20 protein-coding genes are annotated in these 25567 nt (G+C 46.9%); 9 read left to right on the top strand and 11 right to left on the bottom strand.

What is annotated here, in order from left to right:
• Window positions 1-26 precede the first annotated feature (26 nt).
• From MHH92_RS06840 to MHH92_RS06815, 6 genes are all read right to left on the bottom strand, one after another.
• Complete coding sequence (locus tag MHH92_RS06840) at window positions 27-2216, bottom strand: alpha-galactosidase (protein ID WP_340902820.1); 2190 nt, start codon at window positions 2214-2216, stop codon at window positions 27-29.
• Between the two features lie 235 nt (window positions 2217-2451).
• Window positions 2452-2802, bottom strand: coding sequence for a type II toxin-antitoxin system PemK/MazF family toxin (locus MHH92_RS06835; RefSeq protein WP_024630714.1), 351 nt, complete (start codon window positions 2800-2802; stop codon window positions 2452-2454).
• Window positions 2803-2805: 3 nt separating this feature from the next.
• Window positions 2806-3087 carry a CopG family ribbon-helix-helix protein gene (locus tag MHH92_RS06830; protein ID WP_017690037.1) on the bottom strand — a complete coding sequence of 94 codons (282 nt, stop codon included), beginning with the start codon at window positions 3085-3087 and terminating at the stop codon, window positions 2806-2808.
• 260 nt (window positions 3088-3347) lie between these two features.
• Window positions 3348-4535: an alanine racemase gene (gene alr / locus MHH92_RS06825; protein WP_127551307.1), complete on the bottom strand. Its 1188-nt coding sequence runs from the start codon at window positions 4533-4535 to the stop codon at window positions 3348-3350.
• Window positions 4536-4930: 395 nt separating this feature from the next.
• Entirely contained in the window at window positions 4931-6130 is a 1200-nt protein-coding gene (locus tag MHH92_RS06820; RefSeq protein ID WP_340902807.1) for an outer membrane lipoprotein-sorting protein, read from the bottom strand.
• 163 nt (window positions 6131-6293) lie between these two features.
• Entirely contained in the window at window positions 6294-8177 is a 1884-nt protein-coding gene (locus tag MHH92_RS06815) for an ABC transporter substrate-binding protein (protein ID WP_340902806.1), read from the bottom strand.
• 123 nt (window positions 8178-8300) lie between these two features.
• Here MHH92_RS06815 and MHH92_RS06810 point away from each other — a divergent pair, with 123 nt between their 5' ends.
• The 4 genes from MHH92_RS06810 to MHH92_RS06795 all read left to right on the top strand — a co-directional run bounded on the left by MHH92_RS06810 (window position 8301) and on the right by MHH92_RS06795 (window position 12965).
• Window positions 8301-9551, top strand: a complete 1251-nt coding sequence (locus tag MHH92_RS06810) for an MDR family MFS transporter (protein ID WP_340902804.1) — start codon at window positions 8301-8303, stop codon at window positions 9549-9551.
• Between the two features lie 174 nt (window positions 9552-9725).
• Complete coding sequence (locus MHH92_RS06805; protein ID WP_017690042.1) at window positions 9726-9935, top strand: helix-turn-helix transcriptional regulator; 210 nt, start codon at window positions 9726-9728, stop codon at window positions 9933-9935.
• A gap of 1 nt (window position 9936) precedes the next feature.
• The gene (locus MHH92_RS06800; protein WP_076251515.1) at window positions 9937-10707 is read left to right on the top strand and encodes a DUF3169 family protein; all 771 of its coding nucleotides are present in this window, start codon (window positions 9937-9939) and stop codon (window positions 10705-10707) included.
• A 50-nt stretch (window positions 10708-10757) separates the two neighbouring features.
• Window positions 10758-12965, top strand: a complete 2208-nt coding sequence (locus tag MHH92_RS06795; protein WP_340902798.1) for a serine hydrolase — start codon at window positions 10758-10760, stop codon at window positions 12963-12965.
• A 152-nt stretch (window positions 12966-13117) separates the two neighbouring features.
• Here MHH92_RS06795 and MHH92_RS06790 read toward each other — a convergent pair whose 3' ends face one another.
• Window positions 13118-14167, bottom strand: coding sequence for a hypothetical protein (locus MHH92_RS06790; RefSeq protein WP_340902797.1), 1050 nt, complete (start codon window positions 14165-14167; stop codon window positions 13118-13120).
• Entirely contained in the window at window positions 14167-16002 is a 1836-nt protein-coding gene (locus MHH92_RS06785; RefSeq protein WP_340902795.1) for an HSP90 family protein, read from the bottom strand. Before MHH92_RS06785 ends, MHH92_RS06790 begins: the two co-directional genes overlap by 1 nt.
• Before the next feature lie 446 nt (window positions 16003-16448).
• Here MHH92_RS06785 and MHH92_RS06780 point away from each other — a divergent pair, with 446 nt between their 5' ends.
• From MHH92_RS06780 to MHH92_RS06770, 3 genes are all read left to right on the top strand, one after another.
• Complete coding sequence (locus MHH92_RS06780) at window positions 16449-17354, top strand: ABC transporter ATP-binding protein (RefSeq protein ID WP_340902794.1); 906 nt, start codon at window positions 16449-16451, stop codon at window positions 17352-17354.
• Window positions 17347-18180 (top strand): ABC transporter permease subunit, encoded by an 834-nt coding sequence (locus tag MHH92_RS06775; RefSeq protein WP_340902793.1) that lies wholly within the window; start codon window positions 17347-17349, stop codon window positions 18178-18180. The genes MHH92_RS06780 and MHH92_RS06775 overlap by 8 nt, the downstream gene beginning before the upstream one ends.
• Window positions 18181-18316: 136 nt before the next feature.
• Window positions 18317-19111 (top strand): MurR/RpiR family transcriptional regulator, encoded by a 795-nt coding sequence (locus tag MHH92_RS06770; protein WP_257467882.1) that lies wholly within the window; start codon window positions 18317-18319, stop codon window positions 19109-19111.
• Window positions 19112-19114: 3 nt separating this feature from the next.
• Here the strand turns inward: MHH92_RS06770 and MHH92_RS06765 are convergent, their stop codons facing one another.
• Window positions 19115-20101, bottom strand: a complete 987-nt coding sequence (locus tag MHH92_RS06765; RefSeq protein WP_101314197.1) for a Gfo/Idh/MocA family protein — start codon at window positions 20099-20101, stop codon at window positions 19115-19117.
• A gap of 32 nt (window positions 20102-20133) precedes the next feature.
• Complete coding sequence (locus tag MHH92_RS06760) at window positions 20134-21147, bottom strand: Gfo/Idh/MocA family oxidoreductase (RefSeq protein ID WP_340902790.1); 1014 nt, start codon at window positions 21145-21147, stop codon at window positions 20134-20136.
• A 243-nt stretch (window positions 21148-21390) separates the two neighbouring features.
• Between MHH92_RS06760 and MHH92_RS06755 the strand changes: the two genes are divergently transcribed.
• Window positions 21391-22677: a DUF5050 domain-containing protein gene (locus MHH92_RS06755; RefSeq protein ID WP_340902788.1), complete on the top strand. Its 1287-nt coding sequence runs from the start codon at window positions 21391-21393 to the stop codon at window positions 22675-22677.
• Between the two features lie 186 nt (window positions 22678-22863).
• Window positions 22864-24495, top strand: a complete 1632-nt coding sequence (locus MHH92_RS06750; RefSeq protein WP_340902786.1) for a helix-turn-helix domain-containing protein — start codon at window positions 22864-22866, stop codon at window positions 24493-24495.
• A gap of 128 nt (window positions 24496-24623) precedes the next feature.
• On the opposite strand, the gene MHH92_RS06745 is transcribed toward MHH92_RS06750, so the two are convergent.
• Window positions 24624-25199, bottom strand: coding sequence for a GbsR/MarR family transcriptional regulator (locus tag MHH92_RS06745; RefSeq protein ID WP_036611216.1), 576 nt, complete (start codon window positions 25197-25199; stop codon window positions 24624-24626).
• Window positions 25200-25567: the final 368 nt, after the last annotated feature.

The following is a 25567-nucleotide window of genomic DNA, read 5'->3' as shown; positions in this document are numbered from 1 at the left end:
GTGTAAATAAAATGTAGTTCACTTATCTAGACGCGCTCGAACCGGAACATTTCGCTCAGATAGTCTCCTGATGTGCTGCCTACCGAAATACCGCCATACATGAGGGCATCGCCGGTAAAGGTCTCCGATCCGCCTTTCAGACGGTAATCCGCATTAGGGTCCAATCCTTTCAGCTTCAGGCGCTGAAGTGGCGCATTGGGCTCAGAGAGCACACGGAAGTAGAATACAACAGCTTCGCTTCCGTCCGGTGCAATAAACATCCACGCCGTCTCATTGCCTTCAAACGGACTGAGCAAACGGCGGAATGTTCCATATTGAACCGTTCCACGAATCTCCTTGTACAGCTCAACCTGGGCTTTCACGATGTCGTTCTCTTCCTCCGTGAATTTTGTCAGGTCCAGCTCGTACCCGAAGTTGCCCGACATCGCAACATGTCCCCGAATCTCAAGAGAAGTGATCCGGTTGACCTGATGATTCGGTACCGCTGAGATATGCGATCCCATCGAACTTACCGGGTACACAAGACTCGTACCGTATTGAATCCGCAAGCGGGATATGGCATCCGTGTTATCACTTGTCCACGTCTGTGGCATGTAATACAGCATACCTGGATCGAAGCGGCCACCACCACCTGAACAGCTCTCGAACAGAATGTTCGGGAACGCCGAAGTGATTCGTTCCATCACGTCATACAACCCCAGCATGTAACGATGCGCTGTCTCACGCTGTCTATCTGCCGGAAGCAATGCAGAACCCACTTCCGTCATATTGCGGTTCATGTCCCATTTCACATAAGTGATTGGTGCAGAACCAAGTACGTCTGTTAACATGCGCACAATCTCATCACGTACATCCTGACGAGAGAAGTCGAGTACCAGTTGCTGACGTCCTTCTGTGCGGCGACGATCAGGCACATGCAGACACCAGTCCGGATGCGCTCGGTACAGCTCACTGTCTGGTGAGATCATCTCAGGCTCAAACCACAATCCGAACTGCATATCCAGACCTGTTACGCGGTTAGCCAGATCATCCAATCCCTGTGGCAATTTGTTCTTATCTACAATCCAGTCGCCCAATGAGGAATTGTCACTGTCCCGATGTCCAAACCAGCCATCATCCAAGACAAACAACTCAATACCCAGCTTCTGTCCGGCGCGAGCGATCTGCTCAATCTTGTCTGCATTGAATCCAAAGTAGGTTGCTTCCCAGTTATTGACCAGAACCGGACGTTCCGCATTACGGAACTTACCACGCGCAAGACGCTCCCGATACAATTCGTGGTAGGACTGTGACATGCCGTCCAAACCTGCAGCCGAGTACACCATAACCGTCTCAGGTGTCTGGAACGCTTCTTGCGGCTCCAGCTTCCAGCTGAACTCGAACGGATTAATTCCGAGTGACACACGGGTGGTGTGGAACTGATCCACTTCAGCCTGTGCGGTGAAGCTGCCACTATAGACGAGACTGAATCCGTAAACTTCACCTTGGTCTTCATCCGTGCCTGGTGTCATCAGCGCAATAAATGGATTCTGCTGGTGACTGCTTGAACCGCGACGGCTCTCAATCCCTTGCAGGCCTGACGCAAGCGGTCTGCGAACGATATCACGTTCCCGTGTCCATGCACCTGACAATTGCAACAATTCATAATCCGCGTGCGGGAAATCAACAGAAGAACTGAGCGCACGCACCACATTCACTGAGGTAGCGCTCTCATTAACGATACGCATCGAGCGTGTAATTGCATTAAATGCCGTAAAGGCTGTATAAGAAAGCTCAATTTTGATGCCTGCAACGCGGTCTTCCAACTCAATAACCAGCGTCTCTGCTTCTTCATCGGATTCAACATACGTTGCTGGCAAACCAGTAAGCGCTGTCTTTCCTTTGACCAATCGATGGCCTGTATACGTAAACTCCGAAACCGTCGAGCCATTCTCAAGTTCCAGTTGGATAGCCGGATTACGGAAATCACTTGTGCCATACACGGGTAGTTCCACTGCCAATGTATCAAATGAAATTGTACGGTCCTCTGGTACCGGGTTCGGACTGAAAGATGCTCGTTCTGTACGAACATGCAACCAGCTCAGATCGGTGTCGCGTAATTTTTTGCCATAATACAAATGCACCAAATATCCTGAAGGCAGTACCTGAAATACGTAACTGGCCTCACGGGTCTGTAAATGAAACTGAAGTTTCTCCTGATTGATGTAAATGCTCATATGTCTCCTCCACCTCTATATATAGGTCTTTCGGGTAAACGGTTTCTCAGGTTTCATTATAGCGAAAAGATCGCCAATGTTCTACGCTTTCATCAAGCTTTAATCAAAAGAGCGCATAACAGCCCGAAGGATGTCATACGCTCTTTTGGTTACATTCTGAATTCAGTGTGTTCCCTTACGGGAACATCCATTGCCAACGGACGGCAGTGCAACGTACAAGACGCTGGTTGCTGCCTTAAAAATCGATTAAACCAAGGCTGATCTGTAAGGCTTCGTTGACCAATTTCATGGTCTCCTCGTCCAGATGGGTAATCTTGTCAGTCAGCCTCTGTTTATCAATCGTCCGTATTTGTTCGAGCAAAATAACCGAGTCCCGGTCAAAGCCGTGTGCCGCCGCATCAATTTCAACATGCGTTGGCAGCTTTGCCTTCTGGATTTGGGCGGTGATAGCCGCCACAATACAAGTTGGACTGAACCGGTTGCCGATATCATTCTGGATCACCAGAACCGGCCTGACTCCACCTTGCTCGGAACCGACAACGGGAGAAAGATCCGCAAAAAAAACGTCACCACGTTTTACGATCAATGTCTACACCCCGCTAACTAAGCGGTCCAGAGTGCTGTCCGCATCTTCCTCCGCATGAAAGGCTTCGGATGCCATGGTCAGATTAATTTTTGCCATCTCCATGTACCCTCGCTGCATCGTTTCACGGATGTAACGTTTCTTACGCTCCGTTAAATACAGCTTCATAGCCTGCCTAATCAATTCGCTGCGGTTGGAATTCTCCAGCGCTACGATGCCATCCACTTCCTGCAAAAGATAATCAGGTAAACTGATCATGATCCGCTTGGTGTTCTGCAAGTTGGCCACCTTTCTTCCACCCCCACAAACCTTTCGCCATTGTGAACCAGTATTACGTTTTTCCAGAACTTTTATACAAAGGAATATATATGCCCCGAGTATATCAAGTATGCTGTACTCCATTATAAACACGGGGAACAATATTCGTACAGACCAAACATCTCAATTCAGGAATTAAATCCTTACCGTCATACATAATTCGAGATGCTCCGACAGTTTTCCTTCTGTTCTGAAAAAAAGTTTATTGGGAATGACGTCCAGTTTACCTGTCAGGATGTCAAAAGTGGATTGATTCTGGCGACTACTGCTCCCCCGCGGGTATATACCCGCGGAATGCGGTGCGCCATCATGCAGATCACTTCATAAGCAATCGTACCGAGCTGAGATGCCACCTCGTCTGCGGTTATTACGCCACCAGACTGATGACCGATGAGGACAACCTCTTCGCCGACTTGAATTTCTTCCGCCTCTTCCGCGAAAGATTGTAACGACACCATACACTGATCCATGCAGATTGTACCGACGACAGGGACGCGGCGTCCGCGTACAAGCACTTCTGCTTTACCTGTCAGCATTCTGGAGAATCCGTCTGCATATCCGATCGGCAGGGTCGCTATTCGTTCGTAACCTTGCGTAAAATAACGGGTTCCGTAACTGATCCCCCAATGGGGTGGCAGTGTTTTGACCAGAACCGCTTTTGTCTTCAGCGTCAATACCGGGGACAGCTTCACCACCTGATGATTCACCTCAGCCGAAGGATACAGTCCGTACAGGCTTATTCCCACACGTACCATGTCATAGGACAATTCCGGTGTATCAATGGCAGCGGCGCTGTTCGCCGTATGTATAATCGGGATGGAACATCCCTGATCCCTGAGCGCATGAACTACGCTTTGGAACCGTCTATACTGCTCCAGTGTATAGGTTTTGTCTTCTTCATCTGCTCTGGCAAAATGGGTAAACATGCCTTCCAGCATCACCTGATTGAGCGAAGCTACTTCCTGAATGAAAGCCAATGCCTCATCGCCAGGCAACAGACCTAATCGGCCCATGCCGCTGTCGATTTTAATATGAACCTTCAGTTGGTTAGCGAATGTGCTCGCATCCAGATGTCGAATGGCGTCAAGCACTTCCCTGCTGAACAGTGTGACGGTCACATCATGTTGCCATGCAACAGCGATCCCTTCAGGCGGCGTATAACCCAGTACCAGGATTGGAATCGTAATCCCATGTTGTCGCAGTTCTAGAGCTTCGTCAAGAAAAGCCACACTTAAGTAATCCACACCCACTCGTTCCAGTTCCCTAGCCGTCTCCACCGCTCCGTGTCCATAGGCATTGGCCTTCACACAGGCGAGGAATTTCATGCCCTGTGGCAATGCCTCGCGGAAAGCTTCTACGTTAGTACACAAATGATCCAAATTGATCTCCGCTTGGGTCGGCCGATATTGTCCTTGCACGTTAAGTCACCTTCTCTAATCATCTTAATCCGGCTCACGTCAGACTCCATCGTAATGCTCCAGCATGTGACTGTCAAATGAACCGAAGTTTCGCATCCAAAAACAGATGTAAGGTGCGCCTTTTGAAGAACAAATGCGAACACAGAAGAAGACCGATAAGCGAGATTAGCAGGGCAAAATTCCACTTTCCACCCAAGCAAAATCTGCTTATATCGATTATTTACCCGGTTCCCTCTGCGTAGAAGCGCAATTTGCTTTATTGAGTGTAATCGGGTAAGAAAAACAACGCTAAATGAACACCTTTCTTACATCAAAGCAAAGCACCGGAGAACGGGTCTCCGATGCTTCTTAGCATTCCTTATGTTTATGCTACTATTCGTTCATTTGTTCAAAAATCATTTGCCTGACTCTTCCTGCATCGATGTTGCAATGCGTACCATTTCGTTCTGAGGCAGGTCGGCACTGGTGATCCGATATTCTATGCCATCTGTCATCCATGTCAGAGTCTTCAATGCATCTCCGCTGATCATCCCCAGTGTGAATCCAAGATCTACTACACTGGATGGAGCAAGTGATACAGCTCGATCCTGTGGTCTGGCTTCGAATATCGTGTAATTATATGTTCCTTCATAACGAAGCATAACCGAATAGTCTCCCGCTTCTTCCAGAATCTGATCGTCCTTGAGCTGCACGCCTTCCGGCGCATAGGTCGGCTGAATCACGCCGAAGCTGTCTGCCCCTTCCGGTTCTGCAAGTGTCGGCTCTTCGCCTTCCTGACCTGTTGTAGCACCTTCTGTACCTTGCTGCTCTGTGTCACCACCTATACCCGACTGTCCATCAGTAACGGCTCCATCAGGTTCAGGCGCAGTCTGAGGATTGGCAGGTTCTTTACCGCCCTCATTACCTGTTTGCTCCGCAGGAGTTACACCAGAATCCGTTCCTGTTTGGCCGCCCTCTTTTGTAGCTGCTGTCATGTTACGTTGCATGTCAAAGGCGTCTTTCTCAAATGCAGCACCAAATTTGAAGGAATCAAACTTCACATCCACGACCACATTGGCATTGGAGTCGGATACCTCAACCTGTTTCGGTGCGTAATCGCTTTTATTCAGCCAGATCTTCTGTCTGACGAGTGCATGTGTATTATAATTGGCAGCTACATCAAATACATAGCTCTCCTTCTCATCCGCAAACTGACGGGTTGTATCCCCCGTAATGCTCCGAATCAATGTTTCATAGAGATATACCTGTCCTTGATTATCTGGCCAGTTGCTCTGAAAACGGAAGCTTTTGTTCTGGCTCGGTGTCAAAACAAACACACCTTCATCGTTACGCAGCACAATCTGTGTTACATCCTTTTTGGCATTCGTTAACGCAATACGATAATAGGAAGGCTTCTGATGCCATACCTCGACCTTGTACTGCTGCGGCGTATCTCCGGTATGCAGCGTCATCACGCCTGCCCCCTGGTAACTTTCCATCTCTCCTACGACTTCGTTCAGATCTTTGACCACAGCTGCCGCATCCTTCTTCCCGCAGGCGGCAAGCAAGACCGATAAGACCAATACCATGGCAAGCATCCATGATATTCGGCGCATGACATCATCCCCTTTAGCACATGTTTTCACTTCAGGATTGTGCTTGCAGCAGAACCCCTACTTGATTAGTACATGTTATGAGGGACTTGTTCGATATATGCGGACTAGTTTGACAAGCAATCGGTGAAGTCAGTTAATACGGCATTACTACGCTTGCATAGTCCTACCACAACGGAATATACACCGGATAACTCGTATCCTCTTCAGCGGCCCCAGGGCTTCTCTTCACCCACAATCTGCGCAGATCAGGCAGACCATACCCCGCAAGACGATAATCTCTCAGTGAATCATGATGGGCGTGTTCTTCCTTGAAGCTGTATGTGGGCAGAAGCAATGCCTCCTGAATCAGTCGATCTTCTAGCCGAATCAATCTATTCAACCGCTCCGCAGCTTCCTGTATCATGACCACTCGTCCACATTCCTGTTCCAGTTCATGTCTCCAGTAATCATTCATCGCAATCAGGAATAACGTGTTCTGGAAGGTGTACATCGTCACGAGACTCAGCACGACATTATCATTGAAGATTTCTCCTGTATAGATCAGATCACAATCCCCGAACCCATCTTGATAGACTGCATGGATCGGATCTCCCTGCATAATGTTGATATGTAGGCCAATCTGTTTACTTCTCTCTGCAAACCAGACCATATCTGCCTCCATCTTCTCGCCTTCTTCCACCCACAGGCTTAAACTCTGCCCTTGATAAGAGCTATGACGCAATAATGCTGAGGCCCGCGCCAGTGAGGTCTCCATGGAAAGGTCAGATACAGGTGTGACCGAACATTCTATTTGTTCCGATTGCTGTTTCCATGGCTCCCCTTGATCTGAACCCACCTTTAAAGGTTGCTGTACTCGTCCTCGAATCAGACTATAAGCAGCCTGCGTGTTCGTGCTTCCGAGCGCTTGCGACAACTCCTGCGCATTCAATAGCTGTTGAACAGCCCGGCGAAAATTCACATCATGCTGCGGCCCTTCCTTTTGCATATTAAACGTCATATACATGCCACCCTGCATCTCATGCTGCACGGCACGAGGCTCCGCATCCGGAAATATATTATGCTTGATGACGGACTCCACCCTCCCAGAATGGGGAAGTTGCCATATCTCAACGCGATCAATATAGGCTCGGCCTCGGAAGTAGGAAGGGAATACTTCCAACACAAGCAGCTTGGAATCATGACGTGTCAACCGATAAGGTCCTGTTCCAATCGGATGGAGCGGATTCATCTCCACATCTCTCGGCAAGATCGATGCAGACATACTGCTCATCAGATCCGGGAACATGAAGTTAGGCTTGTTTAACACAAAACGTACAGTCAATTCGTCCAACGTCTCTATGCGCTCAATAGATCCAAACAGAGGCCTGCACGGGTTACTATTGTCAGAGATAATGCGATCAAAGGTAAACTTCACGTCCTCTGAATCCAATATTCTGCCATGATGAAAGGGTATACCTTTGTGCAGATAAAAGATCCATTCGCTCCCCTCTGAATGACTCTCCCATGCCACAGCCAGACTCGGTTCACAGACCTGGTATTCAGCATTATAACGAACCAAACGATCAAAAACCTCCGCAACAATAAAAACTTCTCCCCACATGGCCGTCTGCGTGGGATCCAATGTCTTAAAAGGGATATTCCGTGGAATCCGCAATGTATCCACTCGTCCTCTGTCCCCTCCATTCGAACGCAGACCAAATTGATGCTGCATTTGCTGCATCAGATGTTCTCTCATCGTAATTGGTAAGGTGGCGGCCAGTTCATAGGCGTCCTCCATCCTGTTCCCATCCAGGAGATGGTCAAATCGTTCACGCGCCACTTCAAGCAACGGGACACAAAATACCAGCATCGATTTTTTGCCTCTTCCGCGCTGCGGGTTCCACCTGACCCATCCATTCTCCTTGAATTTGTTCATAATGAGGTTCATATTGCGCATGGTACAACATAATAGATCGGCAAGTTCACCTACTGTTGTATATAATTCTTGTTCATCATGCACATGTGGAAAGTTTAATCGCAGTTGAATGTAATGTTCTGATACGTCCATAGTTGCCCTACCTTCTGCTAAAATACGAAATCCATCCGGATGCTTCTACAGTTTTTCTTCAGGTTTTCCTCCATTATACTCAGTAACATCAACATGACCAGTGGGAAGGAAGAAAAACGACTTATGAAATACGCCGATTTGCACCCGAACATTAGGATACGTATCATTACTGATTTTTTCACCGATCTGACCCAGAAGTCCATCATTCCATTCATGGCGATCTATCTGAGTATTCAGATTGGCGCAGGTTTGGCGGGGTTATTGCTGACGGTCAATATTGTGGCTTCCATGATTGTGGGATTGTGGGCAGGATATTGGTCTGATCGAATTGGACGGAAGAAGTTAATGGTGGTTGCACAAACTCTGCAGGTAGTGGCTCTGCTTTGTTTGGCCATCGCCAATTCGCCGTGGATGGATTCGATCATTGTCACTTGCATCATGTTTCTGCTCAGCAGTCTCAGTTCAGGGATCACCGTGCCGATTGCTAATGCCATGATTGTCGACGTGAGCAGTGAACATGAACGTCATTATGTATATGGATTGCAATATTGGACAACAAACGTTGCTGTAACTTTTGGTGCACTGATGGGCGGGCTATTTTTCGAATCGTTTCGTTTCCTATTGTTCAGTCTGGTATGCCTTGAAAGCCTAGCCACCCTGTTTATTTTGATCTTTATGATTCGTGAAACAATGGATAAACGCGAATCAGGTTGTGGAGATACTCCCATCCAGAGGAACATACTGAAAACGTACTGGGCGGTCTTTCAGGACAAACGTTTCATGATATTTTTCACGGCCACTGTACTTGCAGTCTCCCTGGAATTTCAGTTGGATAAATACATCGCTGTTCGTCTAAAAAATGAATTCACCGCCCAACTGTTCGGCTCAGATATCTCAGGTCTGCATATGTTCAGCCTGATCATGGTCATTAACACCGTAATGGTCGCCTTGGTTGCCATTCCATTCTCCAGATGGATAGGTCGCTTCCAGTCCCGATCTATTATGACTGTTGGTATGCTCCTCTATACCGCAGGTTTCACCGTACTTGCTTTCAGCAACTGGGCATGGTTACTCATCTCATCCGCTATATTGCTAACCATTGGAGAATTGATGTACGCCCCTGTTCGTCAGGTCATGCTCGCGGGCATGATTCCAGATTCGGACCGTGCTGCCTATATGGCTGCTGACGGGTTGAGTTACAACGCTGCTGCCCTTCTCGGCAGTCTCGGGTTAACCATTGGAGCCTTTCTGCCCTCCTATGCGATGGCTGGTCTGTATATCCTGGTGGGGCTTGGAGCGCTCATCTTTTTCCAAATGTTACTTCGGAAGGCAGAGGAACAGAATCAACATCTGCCGTGTGCAGATGCATCTTGATTTCACTTTTCTGGCAACTTTTCCGACAACAAAATAAAAATCCTAGGGAGCCCAGCAGGCTCTCTTTTTCATGTCCATTATCAACGTTTAGAAGTAAATGATCTTTAACATTTTGTATATTATAGTTTACATTTAGTAAAATATCATGTACATTAGGTTCATGGAGGTGAGCAAGTGGAAGAATTACACAATCACGTTCGGGAGTTACGAGCCAGAGACCGGCTATCCCAAGCAGAACTGGCCAAACTCATTGGTGCATCCCGTCAAACCATTGCCCTGATTGAGCGTGGAGATTACTCTCCGTCGGTCGTTCTGGCACTAAAAATAGCACATGTATTTCGTGAACCTGTCGAAAAAATCTTTGAACTGAAAGGTGGAGATTAAAATGAAAAATTCGTCATCCTCGTCCATTAAAAAGCGGTTGCGTCTTCCATTGTATGCAGCCGGTGGCGCTGTAGTTGGTTTTCTCGGCGCTAGCGGAGTGAGTAAACTCCCTTCTGACTTGAACTGGACGCTGTCCGTGTATTATGACTATGATCTTTTATTCGCAATCCTGGCGGCTCTTGTGGTAGTTATGACGGTGTGGAACATCTTCAGTCTATCCCGCACGCCATCTGTCCCTCCCATGGAAGATGACGCTTATGGAGATTCCGATTCACTCATCTCTCCCGCAGAGCGCTCCCTCGGTAAAGCGATGATACTCAGCGGATTCAGCGTTATTCTTACGTTTACCTGGGCAGCACTTGCCTTGTCCTTGTATGCATCCAACCGAACCATGCCGAATTCTCCAGAACTGTTCAACCTCTTGAATTTTGTTGCTTCGTGTATCTCTATTATCATCGTTGTGGTCGTGCAAACTCTGACTGTGAAGCGATACAACCGTTATTATCCTGAGCGCACTCTGGATCTGAACTCGCGCAACATGAAGAAGGATCATTTTGAGAAGCTGGATGAAGGCGAGAAATGGATTGTCTATCGCGCAGCCTATCGTTCTTTTCAGATGATGAATGTACTTCTTGGTGTTGGAATGGTCTCTATGGTTCTATATTCGATGCTCTTTACCTTTGCTCCATTCCCAATTGTGATGCTCTCTGTGATCTGGATTGCCAACATTGGAATCTATTATCGTGAAACCTATCGTGCGAGTAATCAGTAATACATGAGTAGGTAACTATTTTGTAAATATTTTCATAAAGGAGTGTTTGCATGCATTTATCCAAACGAAAGACCCGTTTCAGGTTCACCTCCCTAACAGGAGCTTTTATGGCTGCAGTTCTGTCTCTCAGTCTGTGGGTACCCGCAGTCCAGGCGGAGACCGCGACTCCAGTAGCTGCTGAACAAGGAAAGACGAAAGCGCTGACAACTGAATCGGCTACAGCTTTTCTGGATTCTTTCTTCGATTCACCTGAGGCAAAACCCCATTATGTGGGAGCCTCCGTTGTTGTTGTGAAGGATGGCAAAGTTCTGGCGGAAAAAGGATATGGCTTCTCCGATGTGGAGAGTAAAACAGCGATCGATCCGAAAAATACGGCCTTCCGTGTAGCCTCTGTATCCAAAACGTTCACGTCAGCTGCTGTAATGCAGCTAGTGGAGCAAGGCAAGGTTGATCTGCAAGCTGACTTTCAGACCTATGTGAAAGGGCTCGAATTCGATAATCCTTTTGACAAACCTGTAACTGTGGAGAACCTGCTCACACACACGACCGGATTCGAGATCCGTGATCCCCAGCAGGAAGACATCCATACTGATTTTGACAAGTACATAGCGATGGAGGATTACGCAAAGCAACATATGCCTCCTGTCGTTCGAGAGCCTGGTAGCGCCTACATGTACGATAATTTCTCGTTCTTGCTGCTTGGCATGATTGTTGAAAATGTAAGCGGTGAGCCCTTTGAAACCTACATGCAACAACATATCTTCAAACCGCTAGGAATGGATAACAGCAGTTTCATGCTGGACAAAAAGTTCCAAAAGCAGCTGGCTACTGGCTATGATGCGGCACACAATCCGCTTGATCTGTACACCATCGCTCCAACACCTATGCCTCAAGGCGGCATGTTGTCTACCGCAGAAGACATTGGGAAGTTCATGATCGCTTTCCTGAATAATGGCGTGAAGGACAACAAGCGAATTTTCAAGGAATCCACGGTAAAAAGTATGGAACAGTACCGTTCTTCCATTCATCCACTGTTACCAAACACCACGTATGGATTCGAAGCTGCATTTCAGCTTCCCGGAGCAGGAAGTAGTCCAAAAATTATTACGAAAGCAGGCGACCTGACCGGATTCAGCTCTTATCTCTTCCTTATTCCCGAGCAAAATACAGGCGTTTTCCTGACGTATAATCAAAATGGAGCACTTCGTAATCTGTTCTACCCTGCATTCATTCAGAACTTCTTCCCGCAATATGCAGAACCTGTACAGTTCAAGGAATACACGCCGCAATCCGCAGCTGAGCTGCAACGCTTCACCGGATTGTACGCGGATCTACGAATTAGCACGATCGTCAGCTCCCTGAAAAATGACGGTACAGAGCCTGGACAACTGAGCATTTCGGACGTTTTTCTGGGTCAACGCAACCTGATTCAAGTGGAAGATAATCTCTTCAAAGATGAATTGACCCGTCAATTCACAGCATTCAAAAAAAATGCTGATGGAACCATCTATATGAAAGAACCTTACCTCAACCCTATGGGTTATGAGAAAAAAGGACAAAAGCCTATGGGCTTCCAGGATGTTCGTGAGAACAGTCCTTATGCTGAAGCCATCTATGCCATACAATCTCTTGGATATTATGAGAATGATGCTAACAAGTCTTTCCAACCGAAGTCAGCTGTGACACGAGCTGAATTTATTGAGAACACCCTTAAACTGAGTGGATTGAAGCCTAGCAAAACAACGCCTCCTGCAGGCACCGACTGGGCAGACCATGCAGCAGCCGGATATATTCAACTTGGATATGAAATGGGTATGATCACTGGCAAGGACGAACAGCAGTTTAAGCCGGATCAAGTGATTATCCGACAGGAAGCCATGGTCATGATGTGGAGAATGATGCAACTACAATATCCTAGCGAACTGTTCAATGATGTGAAACTTGCGGGGCACACAGATGCATGGGCTGTACCAGCCATTCAGATGATGGCGAAGCTTGGTATCCATGGACCCGAGGTGAAGGTAATGGAGGATGGTTCTGTTGATTTCCTTTCCCGCAAACCTCTGATTCGTCAGGAAGAGGCTGCGATCATGTATGCGCTGCTTACCCAACCAACAGATCAAATCGTCGCTGAACTGATGGCTGCTCAGCAGCCGCAAGCAGAACCTGCTGAAGAAGCCGAAGCTGCAGCGGAGACATCTGAAACTGCACCGGTTCCAGTACCAGCGCCGGTCCCTTCTGCGACTTCTGCACAATAAAAATAATACATCTTCATATCGATTAGATTGATCATGCTTATGATGCAAGAAAAAACAGGCTTGTTCAGAAGGATACGATCCTTCTTGAACAAGCCTGTTTCGTTACTTTTCATAACTTATTATAGCGATCTGTTACTGAGTTATATCCGTCTCTATTCGATCAACGAAGATACATGGTTGTTCCCGTTGCGCTGATCAAACTTGGCTGCAGCGGTCTGAGCATGCTCCGCAAAGTAATCGGCCAGCTTGAGCAGGTCGCCTGGATCACCTTCATACGGGAAGGATGCTGGCAGACGCAATCGGTATTCTGGAGATTCTTCCACCCAGCGGCGAAGCAACGATGCCGCTCTGGCATAAAACAACATTTTGGCGTAAGGATCTTCATGATCAGCAGCAAACACCAGTGTTTCCTCCAGCACATCAATGCCTTTCGCCGGGTTCGTACGTGTGAGATAATCCATCTGCTCCGCAAAACTCTGCACAAAATCGTTCTGGCCTTTAATCAGGCGATATCCCTTGGTCTGATGTTTATCTGCTTCCGCAGTCCGTCCCAACCGATATAGCGGCATCAAAATTTCAGATAAAGTCAGATGGGGAATCTCCGCACAGCTCATACGCCCTTTCAGGATAGGCTGTGCCGCCACCAACACCTTCTCATCGTCTCCTTTTAACAAGAAATATCGCATAATCTCATCCTGCTCACAGGCTTCGCAGTCACTCATAAAGTCACGATCCATCGTTCTGAATCGATCATAACTGCGTCCCGCTTCCTCCAGCTCCCCAAAATCCATAAAGATCCGGAACCGATAATACCAGTAGGAGCGTTCGCTGTAACCGTAGGACTTGAAGCGCCGTCCGAAATCCTCCAACAGCTCCATGATCTTCTCACGTGATATTTCCGGGAAGTCGGGCATCTTGCCCAATATCCATTTGTACGACCACATTAACGTTTCTTCATCATATTCTTCGGGCTGTTGGTCGAACTTGCCCAGCTGCCAGGAAAAAGCAATCAGCGCTTTCATCGGATAACCACAGAATGTTGCTGTCTCCACAATCTCCGATCTTGCTTCATATGCCTCTTCCTCCATGCCGTTCACATCGGCAACTCTTGCCGCTTCCTCCAGCATACCAAGCTTCGCCGGACCATTGGGCAAACCATAGGCCTCGTCCATCAGTTCTTCAAAATCCATCTCTGTCTTCATCAGGCTTCCCCCTTACGATCTGTATTGGCACGCAAACCCCAATCAATAAAACGAACAATGCCCTGATTTAACACTTCAAGCTCCTGCTTGCTCATGGCATAATGCCCCATCATCAGTGCATTGACGTATAACATTTCGATGGCAATCGGTGTCATCTGGTCATCCGGTGATGTCAGTACCCGCTGAATGATCGGATTACTCACGTTCAAATACAAGGTTGAGTAGCCTGCTGAACTCATGCCAGAAGACAATGAACCCAGAACAGACGAGAACAATTCCGTGCTCTCCTCGCTTGCTTTTTCAAGCGCACGAAGTGTTGAGGATTCCTGAGACAGCGTGAACAACACTGGCAGATCCGATGGCTTAAAACCTTTCACCTCAGCCCGACAACGGAAGCGCTGTAAGGCAGAATCGGCCAGTCGCAACGCATCATAATACTGATTACGCTCAGCGGGTGGCACATCGGTGAAACTCATCGAGACCTGATCCGGCTGTAGCCGCTCCGTGTGTACGTTGTGCACGGTCATCGGCAGTGTCGCCATCAAATCGCTGTCATAGATATAACCACCGTTAATTACCAGCATCGATTGTGCGGAAGCTACATGATGAATCTGACGGTACTCATCAACAGAGGACGTGAAATACAATGTCTCTCCTTCATCAATTAACTCACCCAATTCACGGTGACCCCTCGTACTCTCAAATGGCAACCAGCGATGAATCATCGCGTAGAATGCTTGATCCTGCACAGCCAATGCCTTCATGGACAGAGCATGCAGACGAATCAGCTTCTGAAGCCGTTCCGTCTGGCTCTCAGCCATGTCGGCCAGTCCCTTGCGAAGTGCGTCTCCGAGTTCGGAGCGAACTTCCTCCAGCTTCTCATTTTCATAGAAATGTTCCCGTGATGCCGTCGGTTGAAGCTCATCTGTCCAGATCAGACATTTCACGAAGAAAGCCCACTCTGGCAAAATGTTCTCAGCCTTCTCCGAAATCAGCATTCGCTTCAGGTAAACCCGGTGAGAACGCTTGGCATTCAGATTAACCGCGTGTGGCAGTACAAAAGCAATACCCCCGGTACGGCCTGAAGCTGTCGTCAACGGAATGAAGTCCTGGAACTGCTCGCCAAGCAGACGTTCACCAAAAGCCAATACCTCCGCTCTGCGTGAACGTGCGAGTGCAGGGTCCATCAGCCAGATCGGTGTCTCGCTATTCACCACATGTTGCGCGCCGTCATGATACAACGTGACCGGATACGGCAATAATGCTCCGTAATAGAACAGAGCTTCTTTCACATACTCTGGTTCAAAGTAGTGCGCCGCGTCCGGTGTGCAACGCAGATATACTTTGGTCCCCGGGGACAGCTGTGTGTCCAACTGTCGAATCGTATAGGTGCCATCCGGCTTGCCCCGCCACTCCATCGAAGGGCCGCCCTTCGCGGATTGCGTCAGCATGACAATTTCGTGACTCACCATGAAACAGGATAACAACCCGATCCCGAAACGCCCGATAAAGGACGTCTCTCCATCCAGCAGCGCTTGCTGCCCCCTCTTCGAGGATTGTCCAATCATCGCCAGGAATTCATGGATGTCAGCTTCAGTCAAGCCGATGCCGTTATCCTCCACCATCATGGTCAATTGCTCACCTGTTCCCGTCAGTTCAACACGAACTTCACCCTGATACCCTGGCTCCGCCTCCGTTCGTGCGGTAATCGCATCCGTCGCATTCTGCATCAGTTCGCGCAAGAACACTTTAGGACTGCTATATAGATGGTTGGATAAAATCTGGATCATCCCGCTCAGGTTCACTTGAAAACGATATTCATTGGATGCTGTCATGACTCACTCACCTTCCTCTACGTCCAATACACAATATGTACCCATACGATGTATTCATATGGATGTGTTAGACGAATTCATTATGTAATCGTTAGAAACAGACGTTCCCCGTGACAGGCACGCCAAAACATCACGTCAAGCCGGCCCTGAATAACCAAGACCGGCGTTATATGCATATTTCAGGCATTCATGAGACGTAAGGCCTTATCTTTCATTACCACGTTATGAATAGCAATGAAACGGATGTTCTACCCTAAAATAAGGATACATGTTACAAGACAGAGTGAAAACAAACCTGAGACCCGATTTCAGGCAGACTTCAGGGTAAATGTGCATCCTCCATTCGGGACTATTGAAGGAGGAAAATATCTTTTTTGTCGTCCATTTGAACGATATCAGCCTACCACACGTATAATCTCCAAACTCAGATCGGACGGTGAATATACATGATCGAAGTACGCAACATATCCAAGCAATTCAAAGTGCATCAAGCACTGCATGATGTCAGTTTTACAGTTAAACAAGGCAGTGTCACCGGGTTGATTGGACCCAACGGTTCGGGCAAAACCACACTGATCCGTATCATGAATGGGGTTTTGGGCGCTTCCAGTGGACAGGTAACCATTAACGGATTGGACGCCGCTTGTGAGGCAGAGAAAGTACTGGCCATGTGTGGCACTCTTACCGAGCAAAGTGGATTATATGAAAATATGAGCGGGCGTGACAATCTGACTTTCTTCGCAGATGTTTTTGGCCTGAAGCATGCCAAGAAACGAATCGACGAGCTTGTAAATCTGTTCGAGTTGCAGGATTATCAGCATCGAAAAGTCGGCACCTATAGCACAGGCATGAAGAAACGCTTGGGCCTTGCACGAGTGCTCTTGCACCGTCCTTCCATCCTGTTTCTGGATGAGCCCACCAATGGCCTGGATCCGGATGGAATTCAGATGGTGCTGCGCATTATCCGTCAGTTAAATAAGGAAGAAAAGATGACAATCCTGGTCTCATCCCATGTGCTGTCCCAACTGTCAGCTGTCTGTGATCATTATATTTTCATGGAAAAGGGGCGCATCGTGGAGGAAGGCACGGAACAGGAGATTGTTAGCCGGTACCTGTCCACTCCGAAGCTCGAAGTAGAAGCCGACATGCCAGAAGGATGGCACACGGCAACCGACTTTACACCTGAAATACTCTCCGCACATCAAGCAGTATTTCAGCTTACATCGCGTGAAGATATTCCATTACTGCTAAGGCAATTAACGGAGCATGGTCAAGTCTATCAGGCCCGCATCACGGGCAGTGATCTGGAAAGTATCTATTTTGCCATAAGGGAGGCACACCACCATGAATAACGGCCAAGCCATACGTGCACTGGTACGTAAAGATATCCGGTCCGTCACAGCCAGCATTCAGCTCTGGTTGCCCATGTTGATCGTTCCACTGATTATTGGAATCATTATGCCCTCTGCACTCCTGTGGGCGGCCTCCAGAATGGAACTCCGTTCTGTGGGCAACATCAGCTTTCTGCTCGAATCATTGGATGCGTTAACCCATGGTGGTCAGATTCCACAGCTTGCTTCCATGCCTACAGATAATCATCGTATTGTCTATTACTTGGCCATGTATATGTTCGCTCCCTTGTTTCTCATCATTCCGGTGATGGCCTCCAGTATTCTGACGGCCAATAGTTTCGCTGGTGAGAAGGAACGTAAGACGCTGGAAGGATTGTTGTTCACACCGATCAGCATGGACACTCTTTTTAAAGGTAAAGTGCTAGCTGCCCTGATCCCTTCCATTCTATTATCCTGGGTTACTTTCCTGATCTACGGAATCATTGCCAATATTCTGATGTACCCCATGTTTGGAACGTTGATGTTTCCCAATCTGAACTGGATAATACTTGTGGTGTGGGTTGTTCCCGCTTGCAGTCTTATGGTCATTTTATTAAACGTCCTGATCTCGGCCAAGGTCCGTGGGTTCCAGGAAGCCTATCAGCTCGGCGGATTAATTGTCCTTCCCCTCATCGCCTTAGTCGCTGGTCAAGCCAGTGGCATGCTGCTGATTGGTCCTTGGATGTTAGTCATGATTGGAGCAGTGCTCCTGCTCATAAGTGTGGTTCTTCTTCGTCTGGTCACGTCGTGGAATAGTCGTCAGCAACTGGCGGAAAGTCAGATCTGAATGATGTGGAGTGTAGCGACGAAAATCAACAAACTACACTGTCGCTCCGCTATACAGATTGAGAAATAAATAAGTGCAGGTTATGATGTGGAGATATATGCTAAGGGATGATTTTAGAGAGGAATGGAACAACTGTATGGAATCCAAACTACTTCAAAAATTAAAATATGCTTCACAATTAACGGCACAGGAGAAGCATATTGTGGACTATATCCTAAGCAATCCCGAAGTTGTATTTGATTCTACAGCCCATGAACTGGCTCAGCAGACCTATACAAGCTCATCCACCATTGTTCGCTTATGCAAAAAGCTGGGTACCAAGGGGTACCCAGACTTTCAGTTAAAACTTGCTCTTGAATATCAACAGATACCTTCCGCGTTGCAGACGCAGGATCATGCAATTGCAGAACAAGGCAACGTGCTGGCTGCCATCGACTCAGTTCCTTACCTGTATCAGCAGGCGCTAGATGATACGCGCCGGATGTTAAATGCTCCTGTTTTGCTACGAATCGCGAACTGGGTCAAAGAATCCGTACGTATCGATATCTATGGCAGTGATATGAATTATTATCTGGCTCAACAGGCTTGTGCCAAGTGGAATGAACTCGGCATATCTGCCATTGCTCATAATAGTCCCAACATGCATTATTTGAACACAATGAATCCCAATAGCCTGACGCTGTCTTTTGTTATCTCACACACAGGTGAGAACCAATCTATGATTGAAGCCGCCAAAGTGCTGAGCAACAAACAGATGAAAGTCATCGCGGTCACGGGCAACAACCATTCAACCCTGTCCAGACATTGTGATGAAACGTTACTGGCTTACGGATACAATGAACAGTTAAGACTGTCCAAAATGTCTTCGATGGTCTCGGTACTCTACATTTTCGACATGTTGTACATGGGGAGCATTAGCGATACGTATTAACGATTAACGCTGGTCTGCTGTAAATACAATCCCGGCATCCTTACGTGCACTCATAAGTACACTCATTACAGACTGGCTGTGTTCGAGCAGTTCGTAACACCGTTTGTGATCACCACTTGCATGGATGTCCCTGAACGCTTCCCACTCATAGTACAGCCAATTCAATTTGGTCTGCGCATTATACGCCACAGCAGGCTCATTCCCGATCTGAAGCTTGATCTCCCGGCAACCGTTAGCTCCTCCTACAACCTGAAGATAACCTTTCTCGCCCTGAATAAGCACAAAGTTCATGCTGTTTGTGTCTTTGGCACCTACACATTCCGCAATAAACTCCGGATATTGGAGAACCACTACACCTGATGTATCAATGCCGTTTGCATGCTTGTTCGCGGTATACGATACGGTATTCGGACTGCCAAACAGATTCATGACCAGATGCAGATTATAAATATTGATATCCATCAGCGCGCCACCAGAGAAATGTGGATTGAATACGTTCGGCGTTTCCCCTGCAAGCAGATCATTGTATTTGCGCGAGTATTGACTGTAGTTACACTGGATGAGTTTGATCGGACCAAGCTTTGGTAGCTGCTCCTGTATGACTTTAATATTGGGCAGATGAATGTTGGAGATGGCTTCAAACAACAACAGATTCTTTTCTTTTGCAAGTGCAATCAGCGTTTCTGCTTCCTGAAGCGTGGATGTGAACGGTTTTTCGCAGACGACATGTTTGCCATGTTGAAGTGCCTGATAGGCCTGTTCATAGTGCATGCTGTTTGGTGAAGCAATATATACGAGATCTACATTTGTATCTGAAAATAGGGATTCCAGGTCCGTATAGATGGTATCGACCCCATACTTACCCGCAAGCTCCTGTGCTGTCTCTCTCTTCCGGGAGTACATCGCTGTACACGTAACATCTTCCAGCTCATTGATCGCAGATAAAATGGCATCTACAATGGACCCTGTACCAATCGTTGCTATATTCATCATATCGTTTCGCTCCTGTCGTTGGTTGTTTGTCAGTTGGCTCTCTTCGCCGCTTCGATTCCGTCATGTAAAATATCCAATACATATAAAACCTCTTCATCCTTGACCGGTTTATCACCGTTATGTCGAATGGCTTGAAACAGTTGATCATATAAAATGCCATAGTCTGTCGCTTCCGAAGGAACTTTCTCCGTATGTGATGTTCCCTCATCGTCCACATAACTAATCGTACCCCAGTTATTCTCCGGTTCAGCTTCAATGGATACCCTGGTTCGTCCATCTCCATTTTTCGTTTGATGCCCACTGCTATATTTGACAAAGCTCCCTCGATCCCCGTGCACAATGAATTTTGGATGTTCGATCTTCACAAGCAGACTGCACTTAATCGTGGCCTTCATTCGTCCATAACGAAAATCAATATCGATATAATCATCGGATTCACCCGGCGCGATCAAACTCCGAACATCATAATCAATACGGTCAGCTACGCCATAGATGGAGATTAACTGATCGATCGTATGCACGGCCAAGCCATGCATCAATCCAAATTCACTTCTCGCATACTGTGGGTGAAAATAATCATAGTGGGACTGGATTTCAACAATATTCCCCAGTTTGCCGCTCTCAATCACTTTCTTCAATGTCAGAAAGTCACCATCAAATCTGCGATTTTGATTTGCCATGGCGATGAGATTTTTACGATTGGCTAGTTCAAAAATATCTTTGGCTGCCGCAGAAGTGGAGGCAAAAGGTTTCTCCACCAGTACATGTTTCCCGTGTTCCAATGCCAGCTTGGCGTACTCTACATGACTATCCACATGGGTAGCGACAACAATCAATTCAATCTCATCATCCTGCAATATGTCTTCGATATTCGTTGTAAAAGTAATCTCGGGATAAAGTAATTCACGCTCTGTATCGCCAAGCCGATCTTCCTCGCGACGGTATATCGCCTTCACCTTGATATTTGCTTTTTTGTCCATATAAGGCAAATGATAATTCACTACTGCATTCCCAAATCCGATGATCGCCATATTCAATACCATGATCGCTCACTCCTCTGCTCTGGTTGAGAGTTATGTTATCACGATCAAATCAGGCGGAGAATGCTTTGGGACGGGATTGGCAGCATCATGCGCAATTTGATTTCAGGTTTGAATGACTATGAAATTCAATTTCATTCTCTTCTTTTTTTCATGTTTGAGAGCTAACATATCTTCCATAGTTTACCGATATAACATAAGGAATTAACAACATACATATAGAAGAACGAAGGGGACGATGAACGAATGAAAACAGGGTATACATACGTACAACGCACCATCTGTACATTGCTGTTATTTGCACTCATTGCAGCAGTGACATTGGGAGGTGGAACCGCAGCCGAGGCAGCTTCACTTAGCCAATCCACAGTGTATTATGAGTCCGACGGAGTTTTGTACAAAGTATCCGCGGATGGCAGCAATACAACAGAAGTATTAATTGATTTCCAAGGTGTGGACTTGCACGCGGCAGGCTCATATCTCTACTACACGCAGACTGCTTCTTCCACAACCTTGCTTCGGGTTCCAAATGACGGGTCCAGCGATGCGGCAGAGACATTTGCTACAGATGTACTCAGCTATTACACGGATAACGGATTCATCTATTATCTGGATGCTACAGGTACCATTTATCGTGCGAATGGCAATAGTGACGCTTCATCTGTCACCAAGATTGCTGACAAGGCTGATACCGACTTCCCATTCCTCCTGGTAACCAAAGGGCGTGCCTACTATAATGCGTTGGTTAATGGAAACACGTGGATCGTGTCCAAAACGTCCAACGGTGCTGGAGCTGTGCAGCGGATTGCCGCAGGCGCAGTGGAAGGACGTTATTTTACAAATCAAGCCAAAAACGAACTGCAACTGATGGTAAATACAGACCCCTACGAGGAGTTTTACTCCACCAATGCTGTTGTTATGTATAAGGTGAAATACAACACTGGCAAAGCAACCGCGGTTAATCCCAAAGCCAAACTGGATGTGAATGCTGTATATTCCGGTGGTTGGGGAAACAATCTTTACGTGTATAACAAAGGAATCGTTCTCGACAGCAATAAGGATTACAATTATGCCAAAGGCAAAGCGTTTGCGTTAACAACTTCAGCCAAAACACTTCAGCTTCATAACAAAAGCGTTCGTGAAGTAAGTGCCCTAGGTACAGACAAGGTTGTCCTTATTGATGCAGACAAAAAGGCTTATGCCAAAACGGTCTCGGGCAACAAAGTGACCAAGTCTGCCAACCTGAACCTGAACAATGTAACGTATGTTGCGAATCAATTGACCAATGGTACATCTACGGCTGCATACATCTCGGGCAACAATGGACTCTATTCGGTTAATACAGCTCTCAAGGTAACGAAACTTACCGGGGACGAATGGGATGCATTCCATATCAGAGATGATGTTGCGGGCCTCTTCTACATCAATGCCAAAGATCAATATCGCTTGTATCACGTGCAAACCGGTGGAACAGGGAAAAAAGTAATGAGTGACGTTTTCCTCGACAATATTCTATTGGTGACACCGTACTAACATATCCTGTTGATTCAGGCGTATAGCCCATTCAACGGACATGTCCATAACAAAAAGGATTACCATGTAGCCATAACGGCTCTTGGTAGTCCTTTTTTGGTTGTCGAAAACTATTTTTCAAAAACATCTTCCATATGAGAATGATAATTGTTATCATTAAGAAAATAAGACAAAAGGATGGTCCGTATGACTGAACAGTTTCCCTTCATTGCTGAAACCTCATCTCTACCGCTCCTCTCCTCCATGTGCCGTGTGCGTCGTGGGGAGAATTTCCGTGTGCAAGGCAAGACGGTGTCACGGCCCATGCTCTGTCTTATTTTGCAAGGAGACGGTGTTCTGGTCCTGAATGATACAGTCTATACGGCGCAAGCGGGCAGCTTGTTTGTACTGAAGCCAGGAACAACCATCGAGGCCGCTGCACGCTCGATCGTTACCGAATGTATATTGCTAAGCATGGATACGGTTTGTTTGCAGCAAGTGCGCGGTGAATGGAAAATGACCTCATCACCCGCCTTCCCGCTGGATTGGGAGACAGGCAGGTTGCTGGTTCGTCATGAGCAGCAGGCTGTATTACGTTTGGAACAACTGTATGAAACCTATCGCGGTCTTCAACCGGATCACTTTATCAGCATACATAGCCAGCTGCATGAGCTGTTGCAATTTCTCTCAGAGAACAGGCTAGAAGCCAATCATGAGAAAGTGGACCCTGCCTTGGAACGCAGTATTATGTATATGCGACGTTACATGAGTGAAGGAATCAGCATGGATCAGCTTGCCAAGATTGCTGGACTCACCCCCAGCTCCTATTCACGCAGTTTCAAGAAGGCCAAAGGCATGTCACCGACCGATTACCTGAATCGTTTACGTATAAACGAAGCCAAAAAACAGCTTACAGAGGAATCCTGTGTCCTCAAAGACGTCGCGGTATCTGTCGGGTATGGCAATGAATATTATTTTAGCCGCAAATTCAAACAAACCTTGGGGATTGCTCCCAGCGTATATATGAAAAGAGATCAACTTCGCGTAGCTACGGCATCCATTATGGGATTCCATGAGAACTTGGCCTCGCTTGGACTGCGCCCGGTAGCTGTGCTGGAAGGTGAAGGAGTGTTCGACCGAGAATCGGATGAATATGAACAAGAACGCCGATTAACCAGACAATTCGATCAACTTCGGCAGGCGAAGCCAGACTTGATCATCGGTGATTTTTACCACAAGCCCTATTACGATCGCCTGAAAAGTATTGCACCCACCATCATCTTGGAGTCCACTGATGACTGGAAAGAGAACCATATTCGCATAGCCGAACTGGTCGGACGTGAGAAACAAGCGTTACTGAATTTCAAAGAACTTGAGTTTCGCAAGCTTGAAGCAAGCCTGAACCTTCAACCCTATTTCGGACAAAAACGGTTGGCTCTGATGGAGGTTACGAATCAGTTCATTCGCTTACAAGGGACTGGCGAGCATCCATTAAATCACTTGTTGTATGCTGAATTGGGACTTCAGCCTGCTCAGCTTGTATCTCCCGAAAGTTCCAGAAATGAGTATGTAGCGGATAGTATCCCCGTGCTGGATACGGATTACCTGTTGATCTATCGTGCTTCGCTTCAGCCTGCCAGTGAAAAGGTGTTCCGACGCATGAAACAAACGGCATCATGGAATCGATCCCCTGCTGTATTGTATGGTAACGTTCACGATATATCGAACTGGCAGCGGTTATGTTGGACCCCGGGTGGCCGGTTGCAGATTCTGAACGAACTGGAACAGATTACTCAGCAGTCTGTAGTCTTTCCTCAGGCAGGTCTGATCGGACATTAGATGTGAACATAGGTCGATACGATGGGCAAGATTATCTTTTACATCGTGTTCCTTCATTAATAATTCGGTAAGATATTGCACAGGCCAAAGGGCCCTCTCCTATAACGGAAAGGGCCCTTTGCATGTAATCATGAATGTTCCTTGATCTCTTCCTTCGGAACAAGCTTGTATATCTCTTCATTTTCCATGGTATCAATCAACCGATCCAACCATTTGTAATATGCTTCCGCTTGCAAAACTTTGTGTTTGTCTTCCATCAGAATGTGGATAAGTTCAGCGTCTGCCTGCTCATCCAGACCTTCGACTAACCGATTCAGTTCTTCAATTGATTTGCGTAGAATCTGAAGGTTACTCTCCACGGCTTTTCTCCATTTAATCGCAAAATAATCCGTAAACGTCTGATGCCAGTCGTATTCCACTTCATATAGGTCTTTTCTGGAGCCCTTGCTCCACACTTTATTTACCATTTTCAAATCCAGCAGTGTTCGTACACCTGTACTCATACTCGTTTTGCTCATTTCCATTTCCCGTCCCATATCGTCAAGGGTCATTGGTTTGTCTGCAAAAAATAGCAATCCATATAAGTGTCCCGTCGACAGCGTAACGCCGTAAAGATCCATATTACGTCCAATGGCTTCAATGACGCGCTTACGAATCTTCAGCACGGTTGCCTGCTGTTCCTCTTGTAAATGGTCCAAGCCCATGCTTGCAACCTCCATTCTGAACATTCCACAGTCTTTGGCGAAATAATTGCAACACTTTAAAAGTCCTGCTTACATGGGAAAGCACTCGGCCGGACATCATATATGCCAGAGGGCTTTCATTCACCCAATGTATGAAAATGGGAACTTTACCAGGCTACAATTGCCTATGACTATCTTTTAACCAAAAAATTCAGCTTCAATTCAGCTCATTTTCTATTGTAGGAAAAGCAATGTCAAATGTAAAGCTGCCTTATTAGCCAGAATAAGGAGAATGACGGAGTATTTGGACGAAAAACTTTGTACAGTTTTTACTGTACAAACATTATGTACTGTTTATTCGGTTGATATACTGGTTAAGTATTGTTAGA

It is taken from the genome of Paenibacillus sp. FSL M7-1414 (assembly GCF_038003195.1).
Lineage (GTDB): Bacteria > Bacillota > Bacilli > Paenibacillales > Paenibacillaceae > Paenibacillus > Paenibacillus amylolyticus.
This window is presented reverse-complemented; position numbering and strand designations above follow the sequence as displayed.

Bases quoted from the DNA above. Each gene is read 5' to 3' on its own strand.
- MHH92_RS06840 (WP_340902820.1), bottom strand. From the start codon at position 2,216: ATGAGCATTTACATCAATCAGGAGAAACTTCAGTTTCATTTACAGACC.
- MHH92_RS06820 (WP_340902807.1), bottom strand. From the start codon at position 6,130: ATGCGCCGAATATCATGGATGCTTGCCATGGTATTGGTCTTATCGGTC.
- MHH92_RS06815 (WP_340902806.1), bottom strand. From the start codon at position 8,177: ATGGACGTATCAGAACATTACATTCAACTGCGATTAAACTTTCCACAT.
- MHH92_RS06810 (WP_340902804.1), top strand. From the start codon at position 8,301: ATGAAATACGCCGATTTGCACCCGAACATTAGGATACGTATCATTACT.
- MHH92_RS06800 (WP_076251515.1), top strand. From the start codon at position 9,937: ATGAAAAATTCGTCATCCTCGTCCATTAAAAAGCGGTTGCGTCTTCCA.
- MHH92_RS06795 (WP_340902798.1), top strand. From the start codon at position 10,758: ATGCATTTATCCAAACGAAAGACCCGTTTCAGGTTCACCTCCCTAACA.
- MHH92_RS06790 (WP_340902797.1), bottom strand. From the start codon at position 14,167: ATGAAGACAGAGATGGATTTTGAAGAACTGATGGACGAGGCCTATGGT.
- MHH92_RS06785 (WP_340902795.1), bottom strand. From the start codon at position 16,002: ATGACAGCATCCAATGAATATCGTTTTCAAGTGAACCTGAGCGGGATG.
- MHH92_RS06780 (WP_340902794.1), top strand. From the start codon at position 16,449: ATGATCGAAGTACGCAACATATCCAAGCAATTCAAAGTGCATCAAGCA.
- MHH92_RS06775 (WP_340902793.1), top strand. From the start codon at position 17,347: ATGAATAACGGCCAAGCCATACGTGCACTGGTACGTAAAGATATCCGG.
- MHH92_RS06770 (WP_257467882.1), top strand. From the start codon at position 18,317: ATGGAATCCAAACTACTTCAAAAATTAAAATATGCTTCACAATTAACG.
- MHH92_RS06765 (WP_101314197.1), bottom strand. From the start codon at position 20,101: ATGAATATAGCAACGATTGGTACAGGGTCCATTGTAGATGCCATTTTA.
- MHH92_RS06760 (WP_340902790.1), bottom strand. From the start codon at position 21,147: ATGGTATTGAATATGGCGATCATCGGATTTGGGAATGCAGTAGTGAAT.
- MHH92_RS06755 (WP_340902788.1), top strand. From the start codon at position 21,391: ATGAAAACAGGGTATACATACGTACAACGCACCATCTGTACATTGCTG.
- MHH92_RS06750 (WP_340902786.1), top strand. From the start codon at position 22,864: ATGACTGAACAGTTTCCCTTCATTGCTGAAACCTCATCTCTACCGCTC.
- MHH92_RS06745 (WP_036611216.1), bottom strand. From the start codon at position 25,199: ATGGGCTTGGACCATTTACAAGAGGAACAGCAGGCAACCGTGCTGAAG.